The organism is Nonlabens tegetincola (assembly GCF_002954355.1).
In the GTDB taxonomy this organism is placed as follows: domain Bacteria; phylum Bacteroidota; class Bacteroidia; order Flavobacteriales; family Flavobacteriaceae; genus Nonlabens; species Nonlabens tegetincola.
This window is the reverse complement of sequence record NZ_MQVV01000017.1, coordinates 180,884-203,121: the sequence shown is the minus strand read 5'-3', so window position 1 is coordinate 203,121 and position 22,238 is coordinate 180,884. Positions and strand designations below refer to the sequence as shown.

The 22,238-nt window shown below is 33.6% G+C and carries 21 protein-coding genes; 19 read left to right on the top strand and 2 right to left on the bottom strand.

The features are described 5' to 3' along the window. The first annotated feature begins 49 nt into the window (after window positions 1-49). From BST93_RS12540 to BST93_RS12450, 19 genes are all read left to right on the top strand, one after another. Entirely contained in the window at window positions 50-859 is an 810-nt protein-coding gene (locus tag BST93_RS12540; protein WP_146105030.1) for a glycosyltransferase family 4 protein, read from the top strand. Further along, window positions 856-1,998 (top strand): glycosyltransferase, encoded by a 1,143-nt coding sequence (locus BST93_RS12535; protein ID WP_105019431.1) that lies wholly within the window; start codon window positions 856-858, stop codon window positions 1,996-1,998. The genes BST93_RS12540 and BST93_RS12535 overlap by 4 nt, the downstream gene beginning before the upstream one ends. Further along, window positions 1,998-2,876 carry a glycosyltransferase family 2 protein gene (locus BST93_RS12530; protein ID WP_105019430.1) on the top strand — a complete coding sequence of 293 codons (879 nt, stop codon included), beginning with the start codon at window positions 1,998-2,000 and terminating at the stop codon, window positions 2,874-2,876. Before BST93_RS12535 ends, BST93_RS12530 begins: the two co-directional genes overlap by 1 nt. A 355-nt stretch (window positions 2,877-3,231) precedes the next feature. Next, the gene (locus tag BST93_RS12525; protein ID WP_308736875.1) at window positions 3,232-4,314 is read left to right on the top strand and encodes an MBOAT family O-acyltransferase; all 1,083 of its coding nucleotides are present in this window, start codon (window positions 3,232-3,234) and stop codon (window positions 4,312-4,314) included. After that, window positions 4,314-5,219, top strand: a complete 906-nt coding sequence (locus BST93_RS12520; protein WP_105019429.1) for a hypothetical protein — start codon at window positions 4,314-4,316, stop codon at window positions 5,217-5,219. Before BST93_RS12525 ends, BST93_RS12520 begins: the two co-directional genes overlap by 1 nt. A 13-nt stretch (window positions 5,220-5,232) precedes the next feature. Continuing rightward, window positions 5,233-6,387 (top strand): acylneuraminate cytidylyltransferase, encoded by a 1,155-nt coding sequence (locus BST93_RS12515; protein WP_105019618.1) that lies wholly within the window; start codon window positions 5,233-5,235, stop codon window positions 6,385-6,387. 115 nt (window positions 6,388-6,502) lie between these two features. Beyond that, entirely contained in the window at window positions 6,503-7,738 is a 1,236-nt protein-coding gene (locus BST93_RS12510) for a mechanosensitive ion channel family protein (RefSeq protein ID WP_105019428.1), read from the top strand. A gap of 80 nt (window positions 7,739-7,818) precedes the next feature. Next, window positions 7,819-8,688, top strand: a complete 870-nt coding sequence (locus BST93_RS12505) for an N-acetylneuraminate synthase family protein (protein ID WP_105019427.1) — start codon at window positions 7,819-7,821, stop codon at window positions 8,686-8,688. A gap of 1 nt (window position 8,689) precedes the next feature. After that, the gene (locus BST93_RS12500) at window positions 8,690-10,090 is read left to right on the top strand and encodes a glycosyltransferase family protein (RefSeq protein WP_105019426.1); all 1,401 of its coding nucleotides are present in this window, start codon (window positions 8,690-8,692) and stop codon (window positions 10,088-10,090) included. Then, window positions 10,083-11,039, top strand: coding sequence for an SGNH/GDSL hydrolase family protein (locus BST93_RS12495; protein WP_146105029.1), 957 nt, complete (start codon window positions 10,083-10,085; stop codon window positions 11,037-11,039). Before BST93_RS12500 ends, BST93_RS12495 begins: the two co-directional genes overlap by 8 nt. Then, entirely contained in the window at window positions 11,021-12,451 is a 1,431-nt protein-coding gene (locus tag BST93_RS12490; RefSeq protein ID WP_105019424.1) for an MBOAT family O-acyltransferase, read from the top strand. The genes BST93_RS12495 and BST93_RS12490 overlap by 19 nt, the downstream gene beginning before the upstream one ends. A gap of 52 nt (window positions 12,452-12,503) precedes the next feature. Continuing rightward, on the top strand, window positions 12,504-13,316 hold the full coding sequence (locus BST93_RS12485; protein ID WP_105019423.1) for a hypothetical protein: 813 nt from the start codon (window positions 12,504-12,506) through the stop codon (window positions 13,314-13,316). After that, window positions 13,316-14,467 (top strand): glycosyltransferase family 4 protein, encoded by a 1,152-nt coding sequence (locus BST93_RS12480; protein WP_105019422.1) that lies wholly within the window; start codon window positions 13,316-13,318, stop codon window positions 14,465-14,467. The genes BST93_RS12485 and BST93_RS12480 overlap by 1 nt, the downstream gene beginning before the upstream one ends. Next, on the top strand, window positions 14,467-15,948 hold the full coding sequence (locus tag BST93_RS12475; RefSeq protein WP_105019421.1) for a glycosyltransferase family 2 protein: 1,482 nt from the start codon (window positions 14,467-14,469) through the stop codon (window positions 15,946-15,948). Before BST93_RS12480 ends, BST93_RS12475 begins: the two co-directional genes overlap by 1 nt. Further along, window positions 15,945-16,967 carry an exostosin domain-containing protein gene (locus BST93_RS12470; protein ID WP_052510298.1) on the top strand — a complete coding sequence of 341 codons (1,023 nt, stop codon included), beginning with the start codon at window positions 15,945-15,947 and terminating at the stop codon, window positions 16,965-16,967. The genes BST93_RS12475 and BST93_RS12470 overlap by 4 nt, the downstream gene beginning before the upstream one ends. After that, complete coding sequence (locus BST93_RS12465) at window positions 16,964-17,947, top strand: glycosyltransferase family 2 protein (protein WP_105019420.1); 984 nt, start codon at window positions 16,964-16,966, stop codon at window positions 17,945-17,947. The genes BST93_RS12470 and BST93_RS12465 overlap by 4 nt, the downstream gene beginning before the upstream one ends. 2 nt (window positions 17,948-17,949) lie before the next feature. Beyond that, window positions 17,950-18,726 carry a hypothetical protein gene (locus BST93_RS12460; protein WP_105019419.1) on the top strand — a complete coding sequence of 259 codons (777 nt, stop codon included), beginning with the start codon at window positions 17,950-17,952 and terminating at the stop codon, window positions 18,724-18,726. Then, window positions 18,723-19,547 (top strand): class I SAM-dependent methyltransferase, encoded by an 825-nt coding sequence (locus BST93_RS12455; protein ID WP_105019418.1) that lies wholly within the window; start codon window positions 18,723-18,725, stop codon window positions 19,545-19,547. The genes BST93_RS12460 and BST93_RS12455 overlap by 4 nt, the downstream gene beginning before the upstream one ends. After that, window positions 19,544-20,659: a glycosyltransferase gene (locus tag BST93_RS12450; RefSeq protein ID WP_105019417.1), complete on the top strand. Its 1,116-nt coding sequence runs from the start codon at window positions 19,544-19,546 to the stop codon at window positions 20,657-20,659. Before BST93_RS12455 ends, BST93_RS12450 begins: the two co-directional genes overlap by 4 nt. Here BST93_RS12450 and BST93_RS12445 read toward each other — a convergent pair. After that, window positions 20,656-21,420, bottom strand: a complete 765-nt coding sequence (locus tag BST93_RS12445; protein WP_060524318.1) for an ABC transporter ATP-binding protein — start codon at window positions 21,418-21,420, stop codon at window positions 20,656-20,658. The genes BST93_RS12450 and BST93_RS12445 overlap by 4 nt on opposite strands. Next, window positions 21,417-22,154: an MlaE family ABC transporter permease gene (locus BST93_RS12440; protein ID WP_042277797.1), complete on the bottom strand. Its 738-nt coding sequence runs from the start codon at window positions 22,152-22,154 to the stop codon at window positions 21,417-21,419. Before BST93_RS12440 ends, BST93_RS12445 begins: the two co-directional genes overlap by 4 nt. Window positions 22,155-22,238: the final 84 nt, after the last annotated feature.

The window sequence follows — 22,238 nt, the reverse complement described above, 5'->3', positions numbered from 1 at the left end:
TAAAACTATTGCGAGAGCAATAAATTCAAGCGAAAGTATAACTAAGGTTTTGGGGTGTAACACAGATTATTTTTACGAAATATTACCGCTGTTAAATAAACCTGCTATAGATTTAATTCACTCTATTGCACCCAACGACACTAGAAAAGCGATGTTTGCTGAAGCTGATTCTTTACTTTCAAAACGTATAGTAATTAATAATTATACAAGAAATCAATTGTATGAAATTGTAAAAACTCATACTGGAAATATCACTCAACAAGATAAGATTCACGTTATTCCAAATGGCGTTGAAATAAATAATAATTATTTAAGTGATAATGACCTTAAATATAGAATAGGATTTATAGGAAGATGGTCCTTAGAAAAAAGACCTGAACTATTTCTAGAGCTTGCAAAAAAACTTAAAATCGATTTTCCTCATTTGGAGTTCGTAATGGCTGGTAGTGCTATGAATTTGCATGATGAAGAAATTACTAAAGCTGGTGTGAAAAATTTGGGAAGTATTAAGGACAAACAAAAGCTAAAGAATATCTATAAATCCTTAGATTTTTTAATAATAACCTCTACGTACGAAGGTTTTCCCATGGTTATGATGGAATCTATGCCTTTTGGGGTTATTCCTGTTTGTACAGATGTGGGTGGAATCCACGAGCATATTAACCATGAAGTCAACGGTTTTTTGATAAACGAGGAACAAAATAAGGATATAGTCTTATCAATGGTAAATTTAATCTCTTATTTGTATCAAAATCAAAAAATAATATCTAAAATTTCGGAAGAAACAGCAAGCTATGCAAGTCAAAATTTTGATATTGAAAAGTTTAATGATTCATATAAGAAGTTGTTATTAGAATGAAACTACTTACCCTTTCTATCCCTAATCATCATTTCTTTCAATGGATCAATCAATTGGAAGATAGCGATATTGAGGTATACTGGATGGATGTAACCGATTCTGGATACAGCCCTAGAATTCCTTGGGTAAATCAAATTACTGGCTGGCGTCTAAAAAAAGATTATCCTGGACGCACGTTTCTTAAGAGACATGCTCAACGATTATATAGTTTCCTAAATAAATACAATGAACGTAGTGCAGAAGAAAAACTTCAATCAATAATCTCAAAGTTACAACCAGATCTAATTCATTGTTTTGAAATGAGGCTTTCAGGTGTTCCTTTTCAAAAAGTATGGGACTCAGTAAACACTCCGGTTATTTATAGTTCTTGGGGTAGCGATGTCTATGATTTTAAAAATTTAGGTTTATCTCAAAGTGAGGTAACAACCTTTTTAAAAAGGGTCGATTTTTTAATTACCGATTGTAAAAGGGATTACTCATTAGCTCAAGAATTAGGGTTTTCTGGAAATTTTCTTGGTGTTTTACCTGGTAATGGTGGTATTAATCTACCCTTAGAAAATAGCTTGGCTATTGAAGAGCGTTCTTTAATAATGATTAAAGGATATGACGATGGAGTTGGGCAAGCTCGAGTAGCTCTACAAGCTCTAGAGCTTGTGAATAAAGAGCTTATTGCTGATTATAAGATATTTATTTACAGTGCAGATGAGGTAGTGTTGAGATACGTTGATAAATCACCCTTATTTCAAACCGTTTCTAATACTCTTATCAAGAGAGGAGATTTTATACCCAATGATCAACTGCTTAAAAAGATGGGAAGAGCACTGTTACATATAGGTTTAAGCACAAGTGATGGAATGCCTAATTCCTTGTTAGAAGCTATGGGAATGGGTGCATTTCCTATTCAATCTAATCCTGGTGGATCTACTCAAGAAGTTATAGAGCATAATAAAAACGGATTTATAATTCATGATCCTAAAAATGTTGAAGAGGTTAAAAAAGCAATTGAAATAGCTTTAAAAAAAACAAATTTGATTCAAAAAGCTAGGGACTTCAACACGCATTATATTGATACTTACTACAATCGTGGTAAATTGCGAGCATCAATTCAAGAGATTTATTCATCTATCTATAACCAATAATGACATTCTCCTATTTAATCGTTACGAGAAATAGACCTAATGATTTGGAAATTACCTTAGGGAAGCTTCAGGAACTAGTTCGTTCTAATTTTGACGAAGTTCTTGTATTTATTGATGGTTGCAGTAAGACAGAATATCTCAAAAATCGATTTCCATGGGTGAAATGGACAATTTCTAAGGTTCATTTAGGAGCTTCTCCTGCTAGAAATAAGCTTTACTCTTTGGCTCAAAATGACATTCTAATAGGCTTGGATGACGATGCTCATCCTTTAGAGGTCGACTTTAAATCAAAAGTGATATCTCGCTTTCGCGAAAGCGAGAAAACAGCTATCATCGCTTTTCAGGAAATTACTGGGGTTTTTAAAGACGATCTTGATGCTCTTTCAAAAAAGCGTAAAGGAGCTGATTATTACACTAATGAGTTTGTAGGTTGCGGTTTTGCGATTAGGAAAGAAGTATATGATAGTATAGCTGGTTTTCCCAAATGGATGGATATTTATGGTGAAGAGACTGCAGTCGCTTTGCAGGTGTTAGATAGAGGATTTGACGTTCTTTACTCTTATGATATAGCTGTGAATCACAGAAAGGATTCCCTAGCTCGTAGAAAAACAGGAGCCAACTATTTTAGATTTGAAAAACAATTAATTAATACCATTGCTTTATACATAATCTACTACCCAAAGCCAATTAAAAAAATACTTAAGGTTATCTGGCACAATGGTAGAAAGTATGCCTTTCAAGATGCTACTTATTTAAAATGTTATTTTCGAGCTGTTTTTAAAGCGATAGGTAGAGTGCCAATGTTCATAAAGAACCGAAAACCTGTAAAAGGATCTACTGTTATCAGGCGTAACAATTTACAAGGAATACAGTACTAATGTTGTTTAATTCACTTGATTTTGCGGTTTTTCTACCTGTAGTCTTTTTGATTTACTGGATATTACTTAATAGAAATTTACAGATTCAAAATCTATTTTTATTAATTGCTAGTTATTTGTTTTATGGCTGGTGGGATATACGTTTTCTAGGGTTAATTGTTTGGAGTTCATTAGTTGATTATTGGATAGGAATTTCCTTAACTCGTGTTACTAAGCCCCAATATAGAAAACTACTTTTATCACTTAGTTTACTTATGAATATAGGTTTGCTTGGTTTTTTCAAGTATTTCAATTTTTCATTGAAAGTTTTGCTCAGGCTTATAGTTTATTTGGCGCTCAAATCAACCCATCACGATTGGATATCATCCTTCCAGTAGGAATTAGTTTTTATACCTTTCAAACATTAAGTTACACTATAGATGTATATAGGAAAAAGCTAAGCCCAACGAAAGACATTGTAGCTTTTTTTGCGTTTGTAAGTTTTTTTCCACAGCTGGTTGCAGGACCTATTGAACGAGCAACTAATTTACTACCTCAGTTTTTTAAAAAGCGAAGATTCAATTACGCTACTGCTACAGATGGTTGTAAACAAATTCTTTGGGGCCTAGCAAAAAAGGTGATAATAGCAGATCAATGCGCTCGATATGCAAATGATATTTTTAACAATCACGATCAATATTCGGGTAGTACACTTGTAGTAGGAGCCTTTTTCTTTACATTCCAAATTTATGGGGATTTTTCAGGATATTCAGATATCGCAATAGGCACAGCAAAATTATTCGGATTTAATTTGAAGAAAAATTTTGCAACCCCTTATTTTTCAAGAGATATAGCCGAATTTTGGCGTAGGTGGCATATTTCTCTATCAACATGGTTCAGAGACTATTTATACATTCCTTTAGGAGGAAGTCGAGTAGGTAAGTGGCTCAATGTGAGAAATGTCTTTATTGTTTTTATTGTTAGTGGCTTTTGGCATGGAGCAAACTGGACATTTGTCATATGGGGAACTTTCAATGCAATCTTGTTCTTGCCACTACTTTTAAGCAACCGTAATAGAAGTAACCTGGATACTGTAGCATCCGGGAGATTTATTCCTCATATAAAGGAAGTTTTTCAGATATTCATAACATTCCTTCTTACAATGGTAGCTTGGATATTTTTTAGAGCAGATAATTTATCTCACGCTGTTTCCTATATTTCTAAGATTTTCTCTAGCTCTATAATTGCTTTACCTGAAATAAGGCCATTTAATATGTTTTTATACTTGCTATTCTTTATTTTGTTTGAATGGATAGGTCGTGAACGGGAACATGTATTAAATCATAGATTTTTCAATTCTTATAAATGGTTTAAATATCCATTATACTTTATACTGATGGCACTTATACTTATTCATAGTAATAGTACTCCAGAAGAATTTATATATTTTCAATTCTAATGAGGAGGTTTTTACTACATAGTATTATATTTTTAATCGCTTTTTTTGTTTTTGATAAAGCAGCTTATTTTATTTTATCTAGTCATGCTAAAATTCAAGAAGACAATAGGTTGGAGTTGCTTTTGAATGGCGAGCTTCAACATGATATTATCGTCTTGGGTTCTTCCCGTGGAGCTAGCAATATTGATGCATTTCAATTAGAAAAACACTTACAAAAAACTACCTATAATTTATCGTATCGTGGTAGTGATGTGCGATTTCAAGAATTAATTTTCAGAAAATACCTAGAGCATCACAGTGCGCCAGAGAAAGTTTTATTGGTTGTTGATAATCCTTATGCAATTTTAAAAGAATCTACTTTGGGCATGCGCTATGATAGACTTTACCCATTAGCTCATTACAATGAAGTGAATTCCATATTAATTGAGAAAAATCAACATTCATGGGTATCTTCATTTTTGTATTTCCTTAGAGTTCATCCCAATCAACTAGTGTTTAATAAAGAAAAACAGAAATCAAAATTTCCTTTTAATTCAAGAGGTTCACAGCTTTTGCCAGATAGAAGTACCTCTTCTAACAATCTAACTTTTGAAACTACAGTAAACTACTCAAATAAAAATATTGATTCGGCAAAGGTTAACTCCTTTAAAGAAATTCAAAAATTATGTTTGAAAAATGATATTCAATTATATTTCGTTTTTTCACCAGACTACTATCAGTTTAACGAAAGATTTTACAATGAGTTTAAAACAGAGTTTAATTCTAATGCAAATTTTATAAAATACTCGATTCAAAATACTGAATACAAGAATGCTTCGAACTTTTATGATATATCCCATTTAAACCATAGAGGAACTCGTATTTTTACTCAAGAAGTTGCAGAATCTTTATTAAAGACCAATTAATACTTAAATGAAAATGAAAACCATAGGCTTTATCCCACTAAGAGCAGGATCAAAAGGAATACCTGGAAAAAACAAAAAGAAAATGTTAGGTAGGCCATTATTCTGTTGGTCCTTAGGAGCTGCAATAGCTTCTCAATTAGATGAGGTTTATGTGTATACTGATGATTCGGATATCTTAGACTTTGTTAAACGAGAATACCACTGGACAGATAAAATAAAAGCAGTCAAACGCCTAAGCTCAAACGCCACGGATACTGCCAGTACAGAAAGTGCGATGATCGATTTTATTAGGGATGAAGATCCTGATTTTGATATTATATGTCTGCTACAAGCTACATCTCCTTTTACCACTGCCGTAGATATCAACGCTTGTTTACAAGAAATTAAAAACGGCAAGCACAGCGCTATGACAGTGGTGAATACACATCGTTTTATCTGGAGTTCAAATGGTGAGCCTCAAAATTATGATGTGTTTAATAGACCTAGACGTCAGGATTTTGAAGGGCTGTTGATTGAAAATGGGGCTGTATATGTGACTGTAAAAGAGAAGTGGTTTGAGACTAAAAATCGTGTTTCTGGTGAAATAGGTTTAGTTCATATGCACGAGGATTCTTTAACCGAAATTGATAGTAAGTCCGATTGGGATGTTGTAGAATTACTGCTTTCGCGAAAGCTAAAACAAAACAAACAAACCCAACCTATAACACACCTAGTACTAGATGTTGATGGCGTGTTTACTGATGGCTGCGTTTATTACGATAGTCAGGGAGAACTCATGAAAAAATTTGACATGAGAGATGGTATGGGATTAGAAATTTTAAGACAAAACGAAGTTGAGGTCATGGTGATGACTTCAGAAGATTCAGACATAGTCGCAAGTAGGATGAAAAAACTTAAAATTGAAAATACGTATTTAGGCGTCAAGGATAAATACAGTCTTTTATCTAGAATCGCCAGCGATAAAGGAATTGCTTTTTCAAATATTGCCTATGTAGGTGATGATGTAAATGATCTGGCAAACATTTGTGCAGCAGGATGGTCTTTTACACCTCACAATGCAACTAGAGAAGTCAAATCACACGCTGATGTTACTTTATCCAACGATAGTGCATCGGGTGCTATACGTGAGGTATGCGAATTCATCATGAGATACAATAACCGGTTTTAATGAACTTAAAAAGGTTCAGTTTTATCCAGACTCAAGATTACCTTTAATGTTATTCTAAATACAAAGGCTGTCTAGCGTAGTACTCCTATTTTTGTGTGATTATTAAACGTAAGTTATGAAGCACATTATCTATGATTTTCTTATTGAAAGTGGATTTACACCTCAAGTTGCGAGTTATTTAAATATGCTGGCACTTCTGCTTCTGTTACTTGTTGTAGCCTTAATACTTGACTTCATATTTACCTTAATTTTTAGGAGAATATCCAATGTAGTTGCTACTAGGACTAAAACAAACTTTGATGATATTTTAATCGATAACAAGTTACCTACCTATGCAGCTCATATAGTGCCGTTACTTCTAGTTTATGAAGCTGTCCCTTATATTTTTACAGATTTTGACTATGTGTCCAATCTAGCTGAAAAATCAATTAGAATACTAGGTATCTTACTTAGTCTATACATCATTAAAAGCTTTTTGTTATCCATAAGGAATTACCTTAAAACTATTGATCGTTATAAAAATAAGCCTATCTATAGCTACATACAGGTTTTTATGATCGTGGCCTGGTTGCTTGCGATTTTCTCCATTTTTGCAACAATAACGGGAGTTTCTTTTTGGAAGTTCATAACCGGACTAGGTGCGGCATCGGCAATTATAATTTTGGTATTTAGAGATAGTATTTTAGGATTTGTTGCCAGTATTCAAGTTACTGTGAACGACATGGTGCGTATAGGCGATTGGATAACCTTTGAAAAATACGGTGCAGATGGTGATGTAATAGAAATTACCCTAGCTACAGTAAAAGTTCAAAATTGGGATAAAACTATTACCACTATTCCTACCTATGCCTTGATTTCAGATTCATTTAAAAACTGGAGAGGAATGACAGCATCTGGAGGAAGAAGGATTAAGCGATCTGTAATTATTAAAGCGTCAACAATTAAGTTTTTAACTCCTATAGAAATTCAAAAATTAAAGGATATTCAGTTAATTACGGATTATCTGGAACAAAGGGACGAAATCATTAATACACACAATGAACAAAATCAAATCAATAAAGAGGCATTAATTAACGGCCGTAACATGACCAATTTTGGTGTATTTAGAAAGTACCTACAAACTTATATTGAAAACCACTCGGCGATTCATAAAGACATGACTTATATGGTCAGACAATTAGAACAAACACCACATGGAATACCATTAGAAATATATTGTTTCAGTAAAGATCAACGATGGGTCAATTATGAATATATAATGGGAGATATTTTTGATCACGTTCTTGCGTCGGTAAAATTCTTTGATTTAGAGGTTTATGAATATCATACAACTACAGACCAACTCAAATAACCAAAAACTTAACTCAATTTGAGAAATATACTTTCTAAATAATCACATTTCCTTACCTTGCGATAGTTAATTTTCTCCTAATGAACTATCACAAACCCTATGTAATTGCAGAGATTGGATGTAATCATAAAGGTGATATGGAAATCGCCAAGGAACTTATAAAAGTTGCTGCAATTTTTTGTAAAGCCGATGCAGTTAAGTTTCAAAAAAGAAATAATAAAGAATTATTAACTGAAGAGCAATATAACGCACCACATCCCAATCCTATCAATAGTTATGGTGATACCTATGGAGCACATAGAGAATATCTAGAATTCAACGTGCAGCAGCACCAGGAATTGATGGATTACTGTGAGGAAATGGGAATTACTTACAGTACTAGTGTTTGGGATACAAGTAGCGCACAAGAAATAGCCTCGTTGAATCCTGAGTTTATAAAGATTCCAAGTGCTTGTAATAATCATTTTGAAATGCTAGAATGGTTGTGTGATCATTATAAGGGTGAAATACACTGTTCTACAGGAATGACAACACCCGATGAAATAGAACAACTAGTGCAATTCTTTGAGCGTAAAGGTCGTGCCCAAGATCTCGTACTATACAATTGTACTAGTGGATATCCAGTACCTTTTGAAGACATTTGTTTGTTGGATATTACTACACTTAGAGAAAAATATCAAAGCAGGATCAAACAAATTGGATTCTCTGGCCATCATTTAGGCATAGCTGCCGATGTTGCTGCCTATACATTAGGTGCTCCCATAGTAGAACGTCACTATACACTGGATCGCACCTGGAAAGGTACAGATCACAGTGCCTCATTAGAGCCTAATGGTTTGCGTAAATTAGCGAGAGATTTAAGAGCTGTACACAAGGCATTGACTCATAAATCACAAGATATATTGCCTATTGAACAAGTTCAACGTGATAAACTGAAATATAGAAAGTAAAATGTCAAAAAAGGTTTGGATCTTATTTCCTGACGGCGTTGGATTACGCAATTTTGCCTTCACAAATTTCAAAAATATTGGTGATAAATTAGGTTATGACATTACCTATTGGAACAATTCAGTTTTTGATCTTGAAAAGGAATTTGGATTTGCACAAATCAACATTCCTAGTACCAAAATTCACCCTAAAACTCCAGTAATTAATCACGCAAGGAAAAGGGTAGAGTTAGCGCTTTCGCGAAAGCGTGATAACGATGATGTGTATCCAACTTATAGATTTCCTTTAAAATGGAATAACCTTAAGAATTGTATCAAAAGTAGCTTTGTAAAGTTCCATGAAATTTTTTCATCTACTGATTCGGGTTGGGAAAACCTGATAAATAAAATGTATGAGGCTGAAAGGAGTACAGATCGCTATAAGGTATTAAAAGAACAGCTCAAGAAACACAAACCAGACTTAGTTTTTTGTACGACTCAACGTGCTACTCAAGGAATAGCACCGGTACTAGCAGCTCAAGATCTAGGAATACCTACAGCGTGCTGGGTTTACAGTTGGGATAACTTACCTAAAGGGATGTCTACTATTGAGACTGATTATTATTTTGTATGGTCAGAATTGATGAAGGAGCAGTTGCTACACTACTATCCAAAAATAAAAAGTAATCAAGTTTATGTGACTGGAACACCTCAATTTGAGCCACATTATAGTGAAGAACTCTATATTTCTCGCGAACAGTTTTTGAGCGAGCATAATTTAGATAAAAACAAGGAATACATTTGTTTTTCTGGTGATGATACTACCACTTCGCCACTGGATCATCTTTATTTAAGGGATACTGCTATCGCTGTTAAAAATCTCAACGCTCGTGGTTATAACTTGGGAATAATATTTAGACCAGTACCAGTAGATGATTCTAATAGATACGATGAGGTTTTGAAAGAACATGTTGATGTTATTACCACTATAAAACCTTTATGGAAACCAATGGGTAATTCTTGGAATCAAATGATGCCTACCAAGGATGATTTTGCACTATTGGTAAATACTTGCAGACACTGTGAATTGGTAGTTAATATTTGCAGCAGTATGGTCTTTGATTTTGTCATACATGATAAACCGACCATTTACCCCAACTATGAGCAACCAGAACTTAAAAAAAGTATACGCGATATCGGACAAAATTACAAATATGTTCATTTTAGAACGATGCCTGATACGGCTGTAGTTTGGGCTCATAAAAAAGCAGATATTGAGACTGGAATCAAGCATTTACTTGAAAATGTGGTAAATCCCGTGCAGGATTGTAAAAAATGGTACGGCGTTATTAATCATCCTAATCAACCAGAATTAGCAAGTGAGCGAATTTGGGATGGGATAAATAAAATAATAGGCTTTGATTAAATTTTTAAAACATTGCTTTTTTATCGCGTTATCGACATTAATCTTGAATATTTTACTAGGTAAATTGGTAGATGGATTGTTAGTAAATATAGACTATAGTTCTTACAGCCACTGGAATGACATTGTAAATGAAAAAATTAATGCAGATATACTGATTCTAGGTAGTTCTCGTGGGCAAGTTGGTTATAATACTAAAATAATTGAAAATAATCTTCAATTTAAAACTTTTAATTGCTCATATAATGCAGGAGGTTATAATTTGCAACGAGCAAAATATAATATATATAGGGAAAACAATAAAAAACCAGATATTGTAATTCAAAATATTGATCTGGCACACTTTTATCCGACAAGTAATTTACCAAATAAAGAAAGCATCTTGCCTGTACTTGAAAATTACAACATACAGGAGAATCTTTATAATAAATTTTCATTGAAAGAGTTAGGACTACTCAAATATGCTAGTCGAACAAGAATACCATTAAAAATATTGAGATATTATTGTTTTGATTCATTTGATTATGTTAAAAACATAAATGGTTATACGGCTATCTCAAAAAAATTTGCAATAGATAGGTATAATATTGAACGTTTTAAAACTCATTATTACCAAAGTTTTAATAAGGATATGGATGAAGGTATTACAAATACGCTGGATTTTGTAAAGGAATTAAACTCAAAAAATACGATTGTATTTCTTGTGTGGTTACCAGAACACAGAATTAGATTGAATACTACTGTAGATTTACGAAATGAGGTTATTCAATTAATAAATAAATATGTTGAGCAAAACGATAAAGTGCATTTTATTGATTTAAGTGACGATGCAATTTCTGATGATTCACTATATTTTTATGATACATTCCATTTGAACGAAAAAGGAGCAACCTTAATTTCGAATAAAATAGCGAACACAATAAAAGATTCCCTTTGTTATTTAACTCCTTAGAATACCTAGTATTTTTACCATTAGTTTTTGCACTTTTTTGGATGTTTAAATCGCAATTAAATATTCAAAACCTAATATTATTAATAGCGAGCTATGTGTTTTATGGCTGGTGGGATTATAGATTTCTAGCATTAATAGCTTTCAGTACGATCGCGGATTATGTGATCTCTCACGTTATTGAACGTCAAAAACCACAGCATATAAAAAAGTGTTTGTTAATTATTAGCATTTGTATAAACTTGGGATTGCTTGGTTTTTTCAAATATTACAATTTTTTTATTGAGAGCTGGGTTGACATTATGGCACAAGTCGGATTTCGATCTAATGTTGGTTCACTAAATATCATTCTTCCTGTTGGTATATCTTTTTACACTTTTCAGACCCTGAGTTACACTATAGATGTATACAGAGGTGATTTACGGGCATCAAGATCGTTTGTTAATTTTGCAACTTATGTGTCATTTTTCCCTCAACTAGTTGCAGGACCTATAGAACGCGCTACAAATTTATTACCACAGTTTTCACAAATTAAAAAATTTAATAATGATGAAGCTATAGCTGGTCTAAACCTTATTATTTGGGGTTTATTTCAAAAGATTGTAATAGCTGATAGTTGTGCTATATATGTAGATTCCATTTTTGAGAATTACGAAAAGGTAAATAGTTTTAGTTTATTACTAGGAGCAATATATTTTGCATTTCAAATCTATGGGGATTTTGCGGGATACTCAAATATAGCAATAGGAACCGCTAGATTATTCGGTTTTAATCTTATGCGTAATTTTAATTACCCATATTTTTCAAGAGATATAGCTGAGTTTTGGCGTAGATGGCATATTTCTCTATCTACATGGTTCAGAGATTACTTATATATTCCATTAGGAGGAAGTAGGTCTAGCATGATAACGACAGTGCGAAATGTATTTATTGTTTTTCTAGTAAGTGGGTTTTGGCATGGAGCTAACTGGACATTCCTGGTATGGGGTGGGATTCATGCTATACTTTTTCTGCCTGTTTTATTATTAGGATTTAATAGAAAAAATTTAGATCAAGTGAGTATTTCAAAGTTAATACCCAGTTTTAAAGAATTATTTCAAATGACCTTTACGTTTATAGTAGTATCAATTGCATGGGTGTTCTTCAGGGCTGACAATGTGACTATTGCATTTAAGTATTTAAAAAGGCTTGTATTAGACTTTTCTTGGGGTATTGAATTCTTAAACATTGATAGATATAATTTCGAATTACTTTTATTAGTTCTGATAGTCGTTTTGATAGAATGGATAAACAGAACTCATGAGCACCCTTTCATGGGTACGTGGAAGTGGTTCAAAATTTTTATTGTAATACTAATGCTTTTAACTTTAGGGGTTTATTCTGATCATCAAGACTTTATTTACTTTCAATTTTAATGTTTAATTTTTTAAATACATCGTTATAATTATTGCCTTTACTGTGTTTGCTATGTACGTATTAGATAATTTTTATACTTATGTATATTATAACGGAGATGCTAGAAACAAACTACAGTATGTCACTAAATTAGGTGACAAAAAAATAGACTATATTTTTATAGGGAGTTCAAGAGTAGAAAATCACATAGATTGTGATTTAATTCAACAAATAACAGGGAAGAGTTGTTTAAACTTAGGCAAACAAGGTGCAAAACTAGGTGATGGTCTGTTGATGATATTACTACTAAATAATTATGATGTTAAATACAGTAAAATATTCTATCAACTAGATTACACTTCAAACTATTATGGCCTTGAGAAGTCTACAAGAGCTCAAGCATATCCATTGGTAAAGAAATCAGGGAATAAAGAACTAAAAGGGATTTTAAATCTTTCAAGATTATATAACATACCTTTTTACGGATATGCTAAGCAAGATAAAGTCATTGGTATTAGAGAGCTTACTGCTACATTAATAAATAGAAAAAGTAACGTAAAATTGGCAAACGGATTTGTTCCTAGATATGGTAATTCACAGAGAACTTTTGGAGAACTACCTGACTTTATAAGTCAACCTAATGAAGAATTAATAGAGATGAAAAAAAATACTGAAAATAAATTAGTATTGTTTACAGCCCCTTACTGTTCCAAGGATACAAACCGTAAAGATTTCATGAAGTCTTTAAATAAACATTATCCTGAATCATTAAATTTGATGGATGCTTTTGATGAGAAAACTCATTTTTTTGCGGATTGCGGACACTTAAATGCAGAAGGAGCAGCAGCTTTTACAAAATTGCTTATCAAAAAGTTAAATTTATAATGCACATCGCCTACTTAACACCAGAATATCCTCATGAGCGTACTGCGCATGCTGGTGGTATGGGGACAAGTATTAAAAACCTTGTTGTTGCACTCGTTCGTTTAGGTCATAAAGTGAGAGTTTTTGTTTATGGGCAAGACGAGGACCTAGTTTTTGAAGATGAAGGTGTTACTTTTCATAAAATTAAATACCGCAACTATAAATTAGGTGGTTTTTATAGTTACCGTAAGCATATCGAGCAGTATGTGAATAAAAACCTAATAGATGTTGATATTATAGAAGCACCTGACTGGACAGGCATCACCGCATTTATGAAGCTAGATAAACCACTCGTCATACGATTTCACGGTAGCGACACTTACTTCTGTCACATAGAAGGTAGATCGCAAAAGTGGAAAAATCGGTTTTTTGAAAAAAATGCTGTTGTAAAGGCAAACGCTTATATCGCTCCTACACATTACGCAGGAGAGACATCACTAAAGCTATTCGGTCTTAAAAAGGATAAACTAAAAATTATACCTTACGGTTTAGAACTAGACTTATTTTATAATGAGGATCCTACGGCTTATCAACAGTACAATCTGTTAAACATAGGAACCGTAATACGTAAAAAAGGATTATTCCAACTCGCTCAAGCGTTTAATAAAGTGGTAGAAAACTATCCTGCAGCCACGCTTACGTTGGTTGGGTCTGATAGTCCAGATGTGCAAACAGGATCACTATCTACCTGGAAACTGGTAGAACAAACCTTTACAGAACGGGCAAGAAAACAAGTAACCTATCTAGGCAAAGTCCCATACAACCAAGTGCAAGAGCTCATCAAAAAAGCTCATGTTTGTGTATTCCCATCCCTAGCCGAAACATTAGGCATGGTAACTATTGAAAGTATGGCATTGCATAAAGCAGTTGTGAATACAAACATAGGATGGGCGCAAGATTTAATCACCCATGAAAAAGACGGCTATATGCATCATCCAGATGAGATAGATAAGTATGTTTCATCTGTTAGCTCACTGTTTGATGACGAGGAATTAGTCAAAAATATAGCTTTACACGCAAGAGCAACAGTCGAGCAAAGGTTTGATATAGATAAAATAGCTAAAGAGAATCTGAGTTATTATCAACATATAATAGATCGTACACATAGCTGATGGTCTACTTGCATCTCCTCACAAATACGGTTCATTTCATCGATGTAAAAAAGGCTGATAGTATTACTTTGGGCAAAAACCAACTGTCATCTCTTTTTAAGCTAGCACAGGCTTTTCCTGATCAATGGATAGGCTGGTCTACAGCAGAGAATCCCATTTGGGAAGAATTTACCTCGCAAGCGCAAAACAACTACACCATGCTCAGTGCTGGTGCTGCTCCAGCTTTCATCTGTAGTGTTATCGATTACATAGAGGATAGTCCGTTTATCAATTATAGCCCCAATGAATGGTATCCTACATGGATCATGAGTGCAGATCAAGGGATGACCCACGCTAGTATTTTAAACGAGATACAAGCATTACCATCTACCCAAAATTTTGAGTACGATATCAACTTACTAGCTCGTGTGATACAGAAACAAGGTGTGTTTTGCTATGCAAAATTGAATAAAAAAGACGTGATAGCGTCTACCCAACTTGCTTATCGTTTCGTTGCGCAAACACAAAAAAAGCGCTGGGTTCCCTTCTTATTTCTTTGTCATGTTAGGTATGAAAAACGTTTTCCTGTGTACGCTTTCGCGAAAGCTTTATTCAAAAAACAACAAGATAAAAAAGTCGATCTATTAGCCATACAGCAAATAGAACCTTCACAAAAAAAGGAGGCAATCAACTACGATGTGGTCATCCCGACTATGGGTCGTAAGCAATACTTATTTGATGTGCTAACGGACTTATCAAACCAAGAAATCAAACCTAATCAAGTAATCATTGTAGAGCAAAATGCTGATCCTGAAAGTAATTCTGAATTAGATTATATCTTTGATGACTGGTCTTTTACCATCAAACACTTATTTACACATCAAACGGGTGCCTGTAATGCTAGGAACATTTCATTGGGTAAAACCACTGCAGACTGGATTTTACTATTTGATGACGATGTGCGCGTACCAGTAGATTTTATGGCACAATTGCAACACACGTTAATAAGTACTAAAGTAAAAGCGATCACCGTCGCGTGCCTGCAAAAAGGAGAAAAAGAAACACAGCAAACCGTTAAACAATGGCCCTATTTTGGTTCTGGTTGTTCCTTAGTTCATCGAGAAATAGTTGACCGATGTAAATTTGACAAAGCTCTTGAACATGGGTACGGCGAAGATGTAGATTTTGGAATGCAAATTAGGAGAGCAGGATATGACGTGATTTATGCACCACAAATTCAAATTCTACACTTAAAAGCGCCTGTAGGTGGATTTAGAGAGAAACGTATTTTTCCCTGGTCAACTGATAACATTCAGCCCAAACCATCTCCTCATATCATGTATTTTAGAAAGAAAAACTATTCTGAAAATCAATTGAAAGGTTATAAATTGGTGCAATGGTTTAAAAATTATGGGAAACTAGGGTCGTTTTTGCCTTGGAGACATAATAGACTCTTTAATAAAGCATGGGAATCAAGTAAAAAGTATGCAAATAGTTTATGATTAGCGTTTTTACCGATGTTGAGATCCTGTCAACTAAAAATAGAGGCAAGGTTCATCCCTTACTTTTTGACTTGCATTATTTTGAGCATACGCATCCAATAGTACACAAATACTATCAACTGGTGAACACCATAGAAAAGGCAGATATAATTGTCTTTCCTATCGATTATTTAAGAATAAATACGAAGGAAGAACAGCAGTCTTGGAAGTTTTTGAACCATTTAGCTATTTCAAACGGTAAGAAGCTTCACGTTTATACAGGTGGTGATTATGGTAAAACATTTAGCAAGGATTATATAGTAACTTGGCGTAATTCAGGATATCGAAATACTAATCAAAAAGACACCATAATCATACCTAGTTTTATAGCAGATCCCATTGGAATCCATGTTAGACAATTAAAATGGATTGCAAAGAAGGAAAAACCTGAAATTTCATTTACTGGATTTGCCACGCATAGTAGGAAGGAACGTTTTAGATACAACTTAAGCTATTTAAAAAACTTGATGACATCATTTAGATCACTCAATTCTGATAGGCCTATATTCTTTAATGCTGCAAAACAAAGATTTCTCAAACTCAAGGCGTTAGAGAGAGATCAACAAATTGCGACTCGATTCATTTATAGAGATCGATATAGGGCAGGAGCGACCTCAGAACAGGAAAGGCAACAAACCACTCAAGAGTTTTTTGATAACTTGAACAACTCACCTTATGCCTTTTGCATGAGAGGAGCAGGAAATTTTTCCGTAAGATTTTACGAAGCATTAGCTTTAGGAAGAATCCCTGTTTTGATTGAAACTAATAATGTGCTACCACTAGAAAACGAGATTAATTGGTCCAATCATGTATGTGTTATAAAAAAGGATGAGAGTATAATTAATAAATTAGTTCAATTTCATGATTCATGCTCAGAGGAACGTTTTATAGAACTACAGCAGAATAATCGTAAACTGTTTGAAAATTATTTAGTGAGGCATAATTTCTTTTACCACGTAAAAAATCAAATTGACGTATGAAATTTGCTCTAATTGTTTGTACCTACATGCGACCACAGCCTTTGATGAGGTTGTTACACAGTGTACGATCTCAAACATTACTTCCGTCTCAAGTAATAATTGTAGATGGAAGTTTGAACGATGATTCCTTAAATGAACTAAAAACATTTTCTCTTAATGGATTAGAATATTTTAAGGTAGGAAATGAAGATCGTGGTTTGACCAAACAACGTAATTTTGGTATTGATCGAGTTTCTCAAGATATAGATGTTGTTGCATTTTTAGATGATGATGTTGTATTGGATAATCAATACTTCAAACAGTTAGCATCAACGTATCAAGAGTATCCTAATGCTCTTGGAGTAGGTGGCTACATAACTAATGAGGTAGCATGGCAACTTCAAAATGAAAACAGTAATGGACCAGATTTCTATAATTTTGATGGTTACGTAAGAAAAGAAAGTAGTAGGTATAAGCTACGTAAAAAGTTAGGTCTGGATCATCATACACAGCCAGGCACTTATCCACCATTTGGTCACGGTAGATCAATAGGGTTTTTACCACCATCCGGAAAAACCTATAAAGTAGATTTATTTATGGGTGGTGTAGCTAGTTACCCTAAACAAATTGTAGATGCTCATAAATTTTCAACTTTTTTTGAAGGCTATGGATTGTACGAAGATGCCGAGTATACCTTGCGATTGAGCAATGAAGGTAGCTTGTATGTGAATACACTAGCAACCTGTCAGCACTTTCATGCACCTGATGGTAGACCTAATCATTACAAATATGGTAAAATGGTGGTTCGTAATGGATGGTTTGTATGGCGTACAAAATATCCTAATCCAAGTTTTAAAAATAAATTGAAGTGGCATAGCATTACGCTTATTCTTATTTTAATTAGGATTCTCAATATATTTACCACCAATAAACGCAAAGAATCACTAACTGAGGTCTTAGGAAGATTAGTTGGTTGGTTAATCTTGTTTACTAGAAGATAAAAATGAAATTGAGCTCAATTTTAAACAAACGGAATTACGAATATGCTTTTTATAGGTTCAAAAGGTTTCCTAAGTCAATTAAGACTAGAACTGAATTTCTTGAGGTTTTAACAATCCAAGAATTATTAGATTTAATAAACATTAATGACTACGATAAAATTGTAGCGGTTTCTAGTGGTCCTTCATCTAGTAATTTAATACTTGAAAATCGCACCTTGTATTTTTCTACTAATGCATCAATTGAATTAATTAAAAATCATCCATGTATATATTCGGTAAACGATAGTTATTACCTAGAAAAGTATATGAAAACTTGTCATAAGCATAAAGGGATCGTAGCAATGCTGTCTTGGTACTATGCAACTCCCAAGAACTTGTTAAACCCGTCTTTAATTAGGTTTAAAAAGTTTTTATCTAAATATCAACGCGACTACCCTGAACTATTACTTAGTAACGAAGAAAACAAGAGTACGAATCATCAGTTGTTTAAAGAAATTTCTCTTCTCCTTAAAAATGAATTTAACTTCTCCTTTTATGGTGTTAATTCTGGTTTTGTACTTACTGTTTTAGCTTTTGTCATTGCATATTGCAGCAAAAAAGAACTTGAAATTTATGGTTTAGATATGGGGAATGGATCAAGAGCCTATTTCAATTCAAAATCACATAAAGTAGGTCACAGTGTTAATTCATTAAACAGTAGAAGTATAGTAAATAATTTCTTTCAAAAAATAAATGATCAAAATCGTATAGCAATTACTAATCATTCTTTCTTCCCATGAAAAACAGATATAAAAAATGTAAGGTGTGCAGTAGTTCAGTGTACAGGGTAAACGAGAAGTATAATCTGGTAAAGTGTACTTCTTGCGAATTGGTTTTTTGTGATTTTCAATACGGTTTAGAAGATTTCAAAGCATGTTATGATAAACTTTATAACTATGAAAACCCTCAATACAAAAAACACTCAATCACAGAGTTTAATCAGATTAATTCGGGAGTCGTTAGGTTGGGTTATAATAGAAAAACAATAATAAACCGATATGTAAAAAAATCAAGTAAAGTATTAGAAATTGGATCAGGAATTGGTTTAGTTGGTTATTATTTAACTAACATTGCAAAAATATCTCGTTATACAGGTATTGAAATTGATGAGCAATCTCATTTGAAAGCGGTACAATTAGGTGTTAACTCTCAAAACGGAGATTTTAGAATGATGAGCGCAATAGATGGTGCTTTTGACATAGTAATGATGTGGGAAGTTCTAGAGCACATACAAGAAATAGAAGAACTATTTACTTTAGTTAATGATAAATTGAATAAAGGTGGTTTGTTTATTGCTTCAGTTCCTAACTACAATAAGCGCAAGAATTTTAAAACACCTGAAGACGAATTATTCCAAAGTGGACCACCTATTCATTTGAATTTTTTCACGAAGGAAAGCCTATCAAATACTTTAACTAGAAACGGTTTTGAAATTCTTAGATTGAAAGAAAAGAAATTTCCTTATTTCAACAAAAGCCTAAATTATATTATTTCATCTCTTAAGTCGTTAGTTGGTAACTATCACGGTTCAACTTTGTATATAGTTGCTAGAAAACTATGAGATTTCTAGTTATATCAGATGCTCACCATTTAAGGAATGATGGTAAGCTAGTAGCTTATGCACCCTACGTCAAGGAGATGAATTTATGGTTCAGTAAAGTAGATGAGGTGCAAATCATCGCACCTACTCGATATAATAAACCTCTTCTTACACAGCCATTTGATCTTCAGGATATTCAAGTAACTAGCTTGCGTCGGTTGGAATTCCACAGGATAAGTATGGCTGTTGTAAGTCTTCTTACTATGCCATACCAGTTGGTGGTTTTGTGTTTCGCTTTCGCGAAAGCAGACCATATTCACTTGCGTTGTCCTGGTAATCTGGCACTACTTTCATGTCTTGTTCAAATACTCTTTCCTAGAAAAAAGAAAACAGTGAAATATGCCGGAAATTGGGATCCTCAAGCACGACAACCTATGGCTTATAGATGGCAGAAACTAATATTATCCAACACCTTTTTAAGTAAAAATATTACGGTTTTAGCGTATGGGAACTATGTCAATCAAACCAAAAATATAAAGCCTTTTTTCACAGCATCTTATTATGAAAAAGATAAAGAACCTATTGTTAAAAGGGGTTATACCGGTGAATTGAATGCTTTATTTGTTGGCACGCTTAGTGAAAACAAAAGGCCTTTAAAAGTTGTCCAAATCGTAGAAGACTTAAGAAATGAAGGTGTGCCAGTCACCTTGGATATTTATGGTAATGGACCGCTTTTTGAATCTTTGAATGATTATGTCAAAAAAAATAAACTGAATCCATTTATTCACTTACATGGAAACCAACCATTGTCATCCGTTACTCAGGCGTATAAAAAAGCACATTTTGCATTTTTATTATCGCGTAGTGAAGGATGGCCCAAAGCCGTTGCCGAACCTATGTTTTGGGGTTGTATTCCAATTGCGACAGCTGTAAGTTGCGTGCCTTGGATGTTAACAGGTGATGATAATCAAACAAGAGGAATTTTAATCAAAGAGTTATCCAACGCAAGTGAAATTATTAAAGAGTATTTAAATCGTACTAATAAACTTGATGAAATGTCTAACAATGCGGCAAACTGGTCTAGGCAATACACACTAGATAAATTTGATTATGAGATTGAAAAACTTCTTTAAAGTCCTTCGTTTTGAGCGATACGTACCTTTTTAAATAGCTCAGAACTATATACAAAGTCGGTTACAGCTTTGTTATCGGTCTTAAATATTTCTTTATTCGTTCCTTCCCAAGCAATAAGCCCATCTTTTAAAAACACAATAGTTTCACCTATTTCCATTACGGAATTCATGTCGTGGGAAATAATCACTGTAGTGATATCACGTTCATGAGTGATTTCCTGTATTAAATTATCGATTATTGTTGCTGTTTTTGGATCCAAACCACTATTGGGTTCATCGCAAAACAAGTATCTAGGATAATTAACAACAGCTCTGGCAAGTGCAACACGTTTTTGCTGACCACCAGAAATTTCACTAGGCATTTTTTTATTAAGTCCAGGAAGATTTACACGTTCCAAAATTTCATTTGCTCGCTCTTGTCGTTCGTTCTTTTTCATTTTAGTAAACATGCGCAGCGGGAACATAACATTCTCTTCTACCGTCATGCTATCAAATAGTGCACTATGTTGAAATAGCATACCCATTTCTTTACGTAAATCGCTTTTACGCTCAATTTCCATCTCTCCTAAACGCTCGCCATCGTAAATAATCTCACCAGCATCAGGCTCAAATAAACCCAGCATATTTTTAAGGAAAACCGACTTTCCCGAACCACTGGCACCTATTATCATATTGGTCTTTCCCTTAAGGAAAGTAGCATCTATTCCTTTAAGAATTTCCTCACCATTGAAGCCTTTTTTTAAACCTTTAACTTCTATCATGTCAATAATAATTGAGTGAGTAAATAATTTGCAATTATAATCGAGACGCAGGTCCATACAAAACTTGTCGTACTTGCTTTCCCAACTTCTAGTGCGCCTCCTTTCATATAATAACCATGATAGCTAGGAATGGTTGCGAGCAAAAACCCAAAAACGATTGTTTTTATAAAAGCATAGGCAACATGCCACGGTATAAATGTATCCTGTAAACCAACTACAAATTCTTCTAGACTAACTAGATTACCATAAACGCTGGCTAAAAACCCACCAAAAATTCCTATAAACATGATAATAGCAATTAAAAATGGATAGAATGCAAGCGCTACAATTTTAGGAAATATCAAATAATTCAAAGGGTTAATTCCCATCACCTCAAGGGCATCAATTTGCTCAGTAACTCGCATGGTTCCTATACTCGATGTAATATAAGAACCTACTTTACCAGCCATAATTACACTAATAAATGTAGGCGCAAATTCTAGGATTATTGATTGCCTCGTGGCAAATCCAATCAATGATTTAGGAATTAAAGGATTGTCTAGATTGAGCGCTGTTTGTAATGCTACAACCGCACCCATAAATAAAGAAATAAAGGCGGTTATACCTATGGATCCTATTACTAGATCATCTATTTCCTTTAAAATCAATTCTTTAAGAACGATAGCTTTGGTAGGTCTTTTAAAAACACCTAAAAGCATCATCATGTATGTACCTATATGCCTTAAAAATCTCATGCGTTGGTAAAAGTAGCTAAAAAAATAACCTTGTGATTTAATGCCTTCTTAAACTTAATGGAAAATTCACTTTGTACCTTTGCG

What these genes read in the sequence shown, in the direction of transcription:
- BST93_RS12535 (WP_105019431.1), top strand. Translation starts at nt 856, where the DNA reads ATGAAACTACTTACCCTTTCTATCCCTAATCATCATTTCTTTCAATGG.
- BST93_RS12530 (WP_105019430.1), top strand. Translation starts at nt 1,998, where the DNA reads ATGACATTCTCCTATTTAATCGTTACGAGAAATAGACCTAATGATTTG.
- BST93_RS12520 (WP_105019429.1), top strand. Translation starts at nt 4,314, where the DNA reads ATGAGGAGGTTTTTACTACATAGTATTATATTTTTAATCGCTTTTTTT.
- BST93_RS12515 (WP_105019618.1), top strand. Translation starts at nt 5,233, where the DNA reads ATGAAAACCATAGGCTTTATCCCACTAAGAGCAGGATCAAAAGGAATA.
- BST93_RS12510 (WP_105019428.1), top strand. Translation starts at nt 6,503, where the DNA reads ATGAAGCACATTATCTATGATTTTCTTATTGAAAGTGGATTTACACCT.
- BST93_RS12505 (WP_105019427.1), top strand. Translation starts at nt 7,819, where the DNA reads ATGAACTATCACAAACCCTATGTAATTGCAGAGATTGGATGTAATCAT.
- BST93_RS12500 (WP_105019426.1), top strand. Translation starts at nt 8,690, where the DNA reads ATGTCAAAAAAGGTTTGGATCTTATTTCCTGACGGCGTTGGATTACGC.
- BST93_RS12485 (WP_105019423.1), top strand. Translation starts at nt 12,504, where the DNA reads ATGTACGTATTAGATAATTTTTATACTTATGTATATTATAACGGAGAT.
- BST93_RS12480 (WP_105019422.1), top strand. Translation starts at nt 13,316, where the DNA reads ATGCACATCGCCTACTTAACACCAGAATATCCTCATGAGCGTACTGCG.
- BST93_RS12475 (WP_105019421.1), top strand. Translation starts at nt 14,467, where the DNA reads ATGGTCTACTTGCATCTCCTCACAAATACGGTTCATTTCATCGATGTA.
- BST93_RS12470 (WP_052510298.1), top strand. Translation starts at nt 15,945, where the DNA reads ATGATTAGCGTTTTTACCGATGTTGAGATCCTGTCAACTAAAAATAGA.
- BST93_RS12465 (WP_105019420.1), top strand. Translation starts at nt 16,964, where the DNA reads ATGAAATTTGCTCTAATTGTTTGTACCTACATGCGACCACAGCCTTTG.
- BST93_RS12460 (WP_105019419.1), top strand. Translation starts at nt 17,950, where the DNA reads ATGAAATTGAGCTCAATTTTAAACAAACGGAATTACGAATATGCTTTT.
- BST93_RS12455 (WP_105019418.1), top strand. Translation starts at nt 18,723, where the DNA reads ATGAAAAACAGATATAAAAAATGTAAGGTGTGCAGTAGTTCAGTGTAC.
- BST93_RS12450 (WP_105019417.1), top strand. Translation starts at nt 19,544, where the DNA reads ATGAGATTTCTAGTTATATCAGATGCTCACCATTTAAGGAATGATGGT.
- BST93_RS12445 (WP_060524318.1), bottom strand. Translation starts at nt 21,420, where the DNA reads ATGATAGAAGTTAAAGGTTTAAAAAAAGGCTTCAATGGTGAGGAAATT.
- BST93_RS12440 (WP_042277797.1), bottom strand. Translation starts at nt 22,154, where the DNA reads ATGAGATTTTTAAGGCATATAGGTACATACATGATGATGCTTTTAGGT.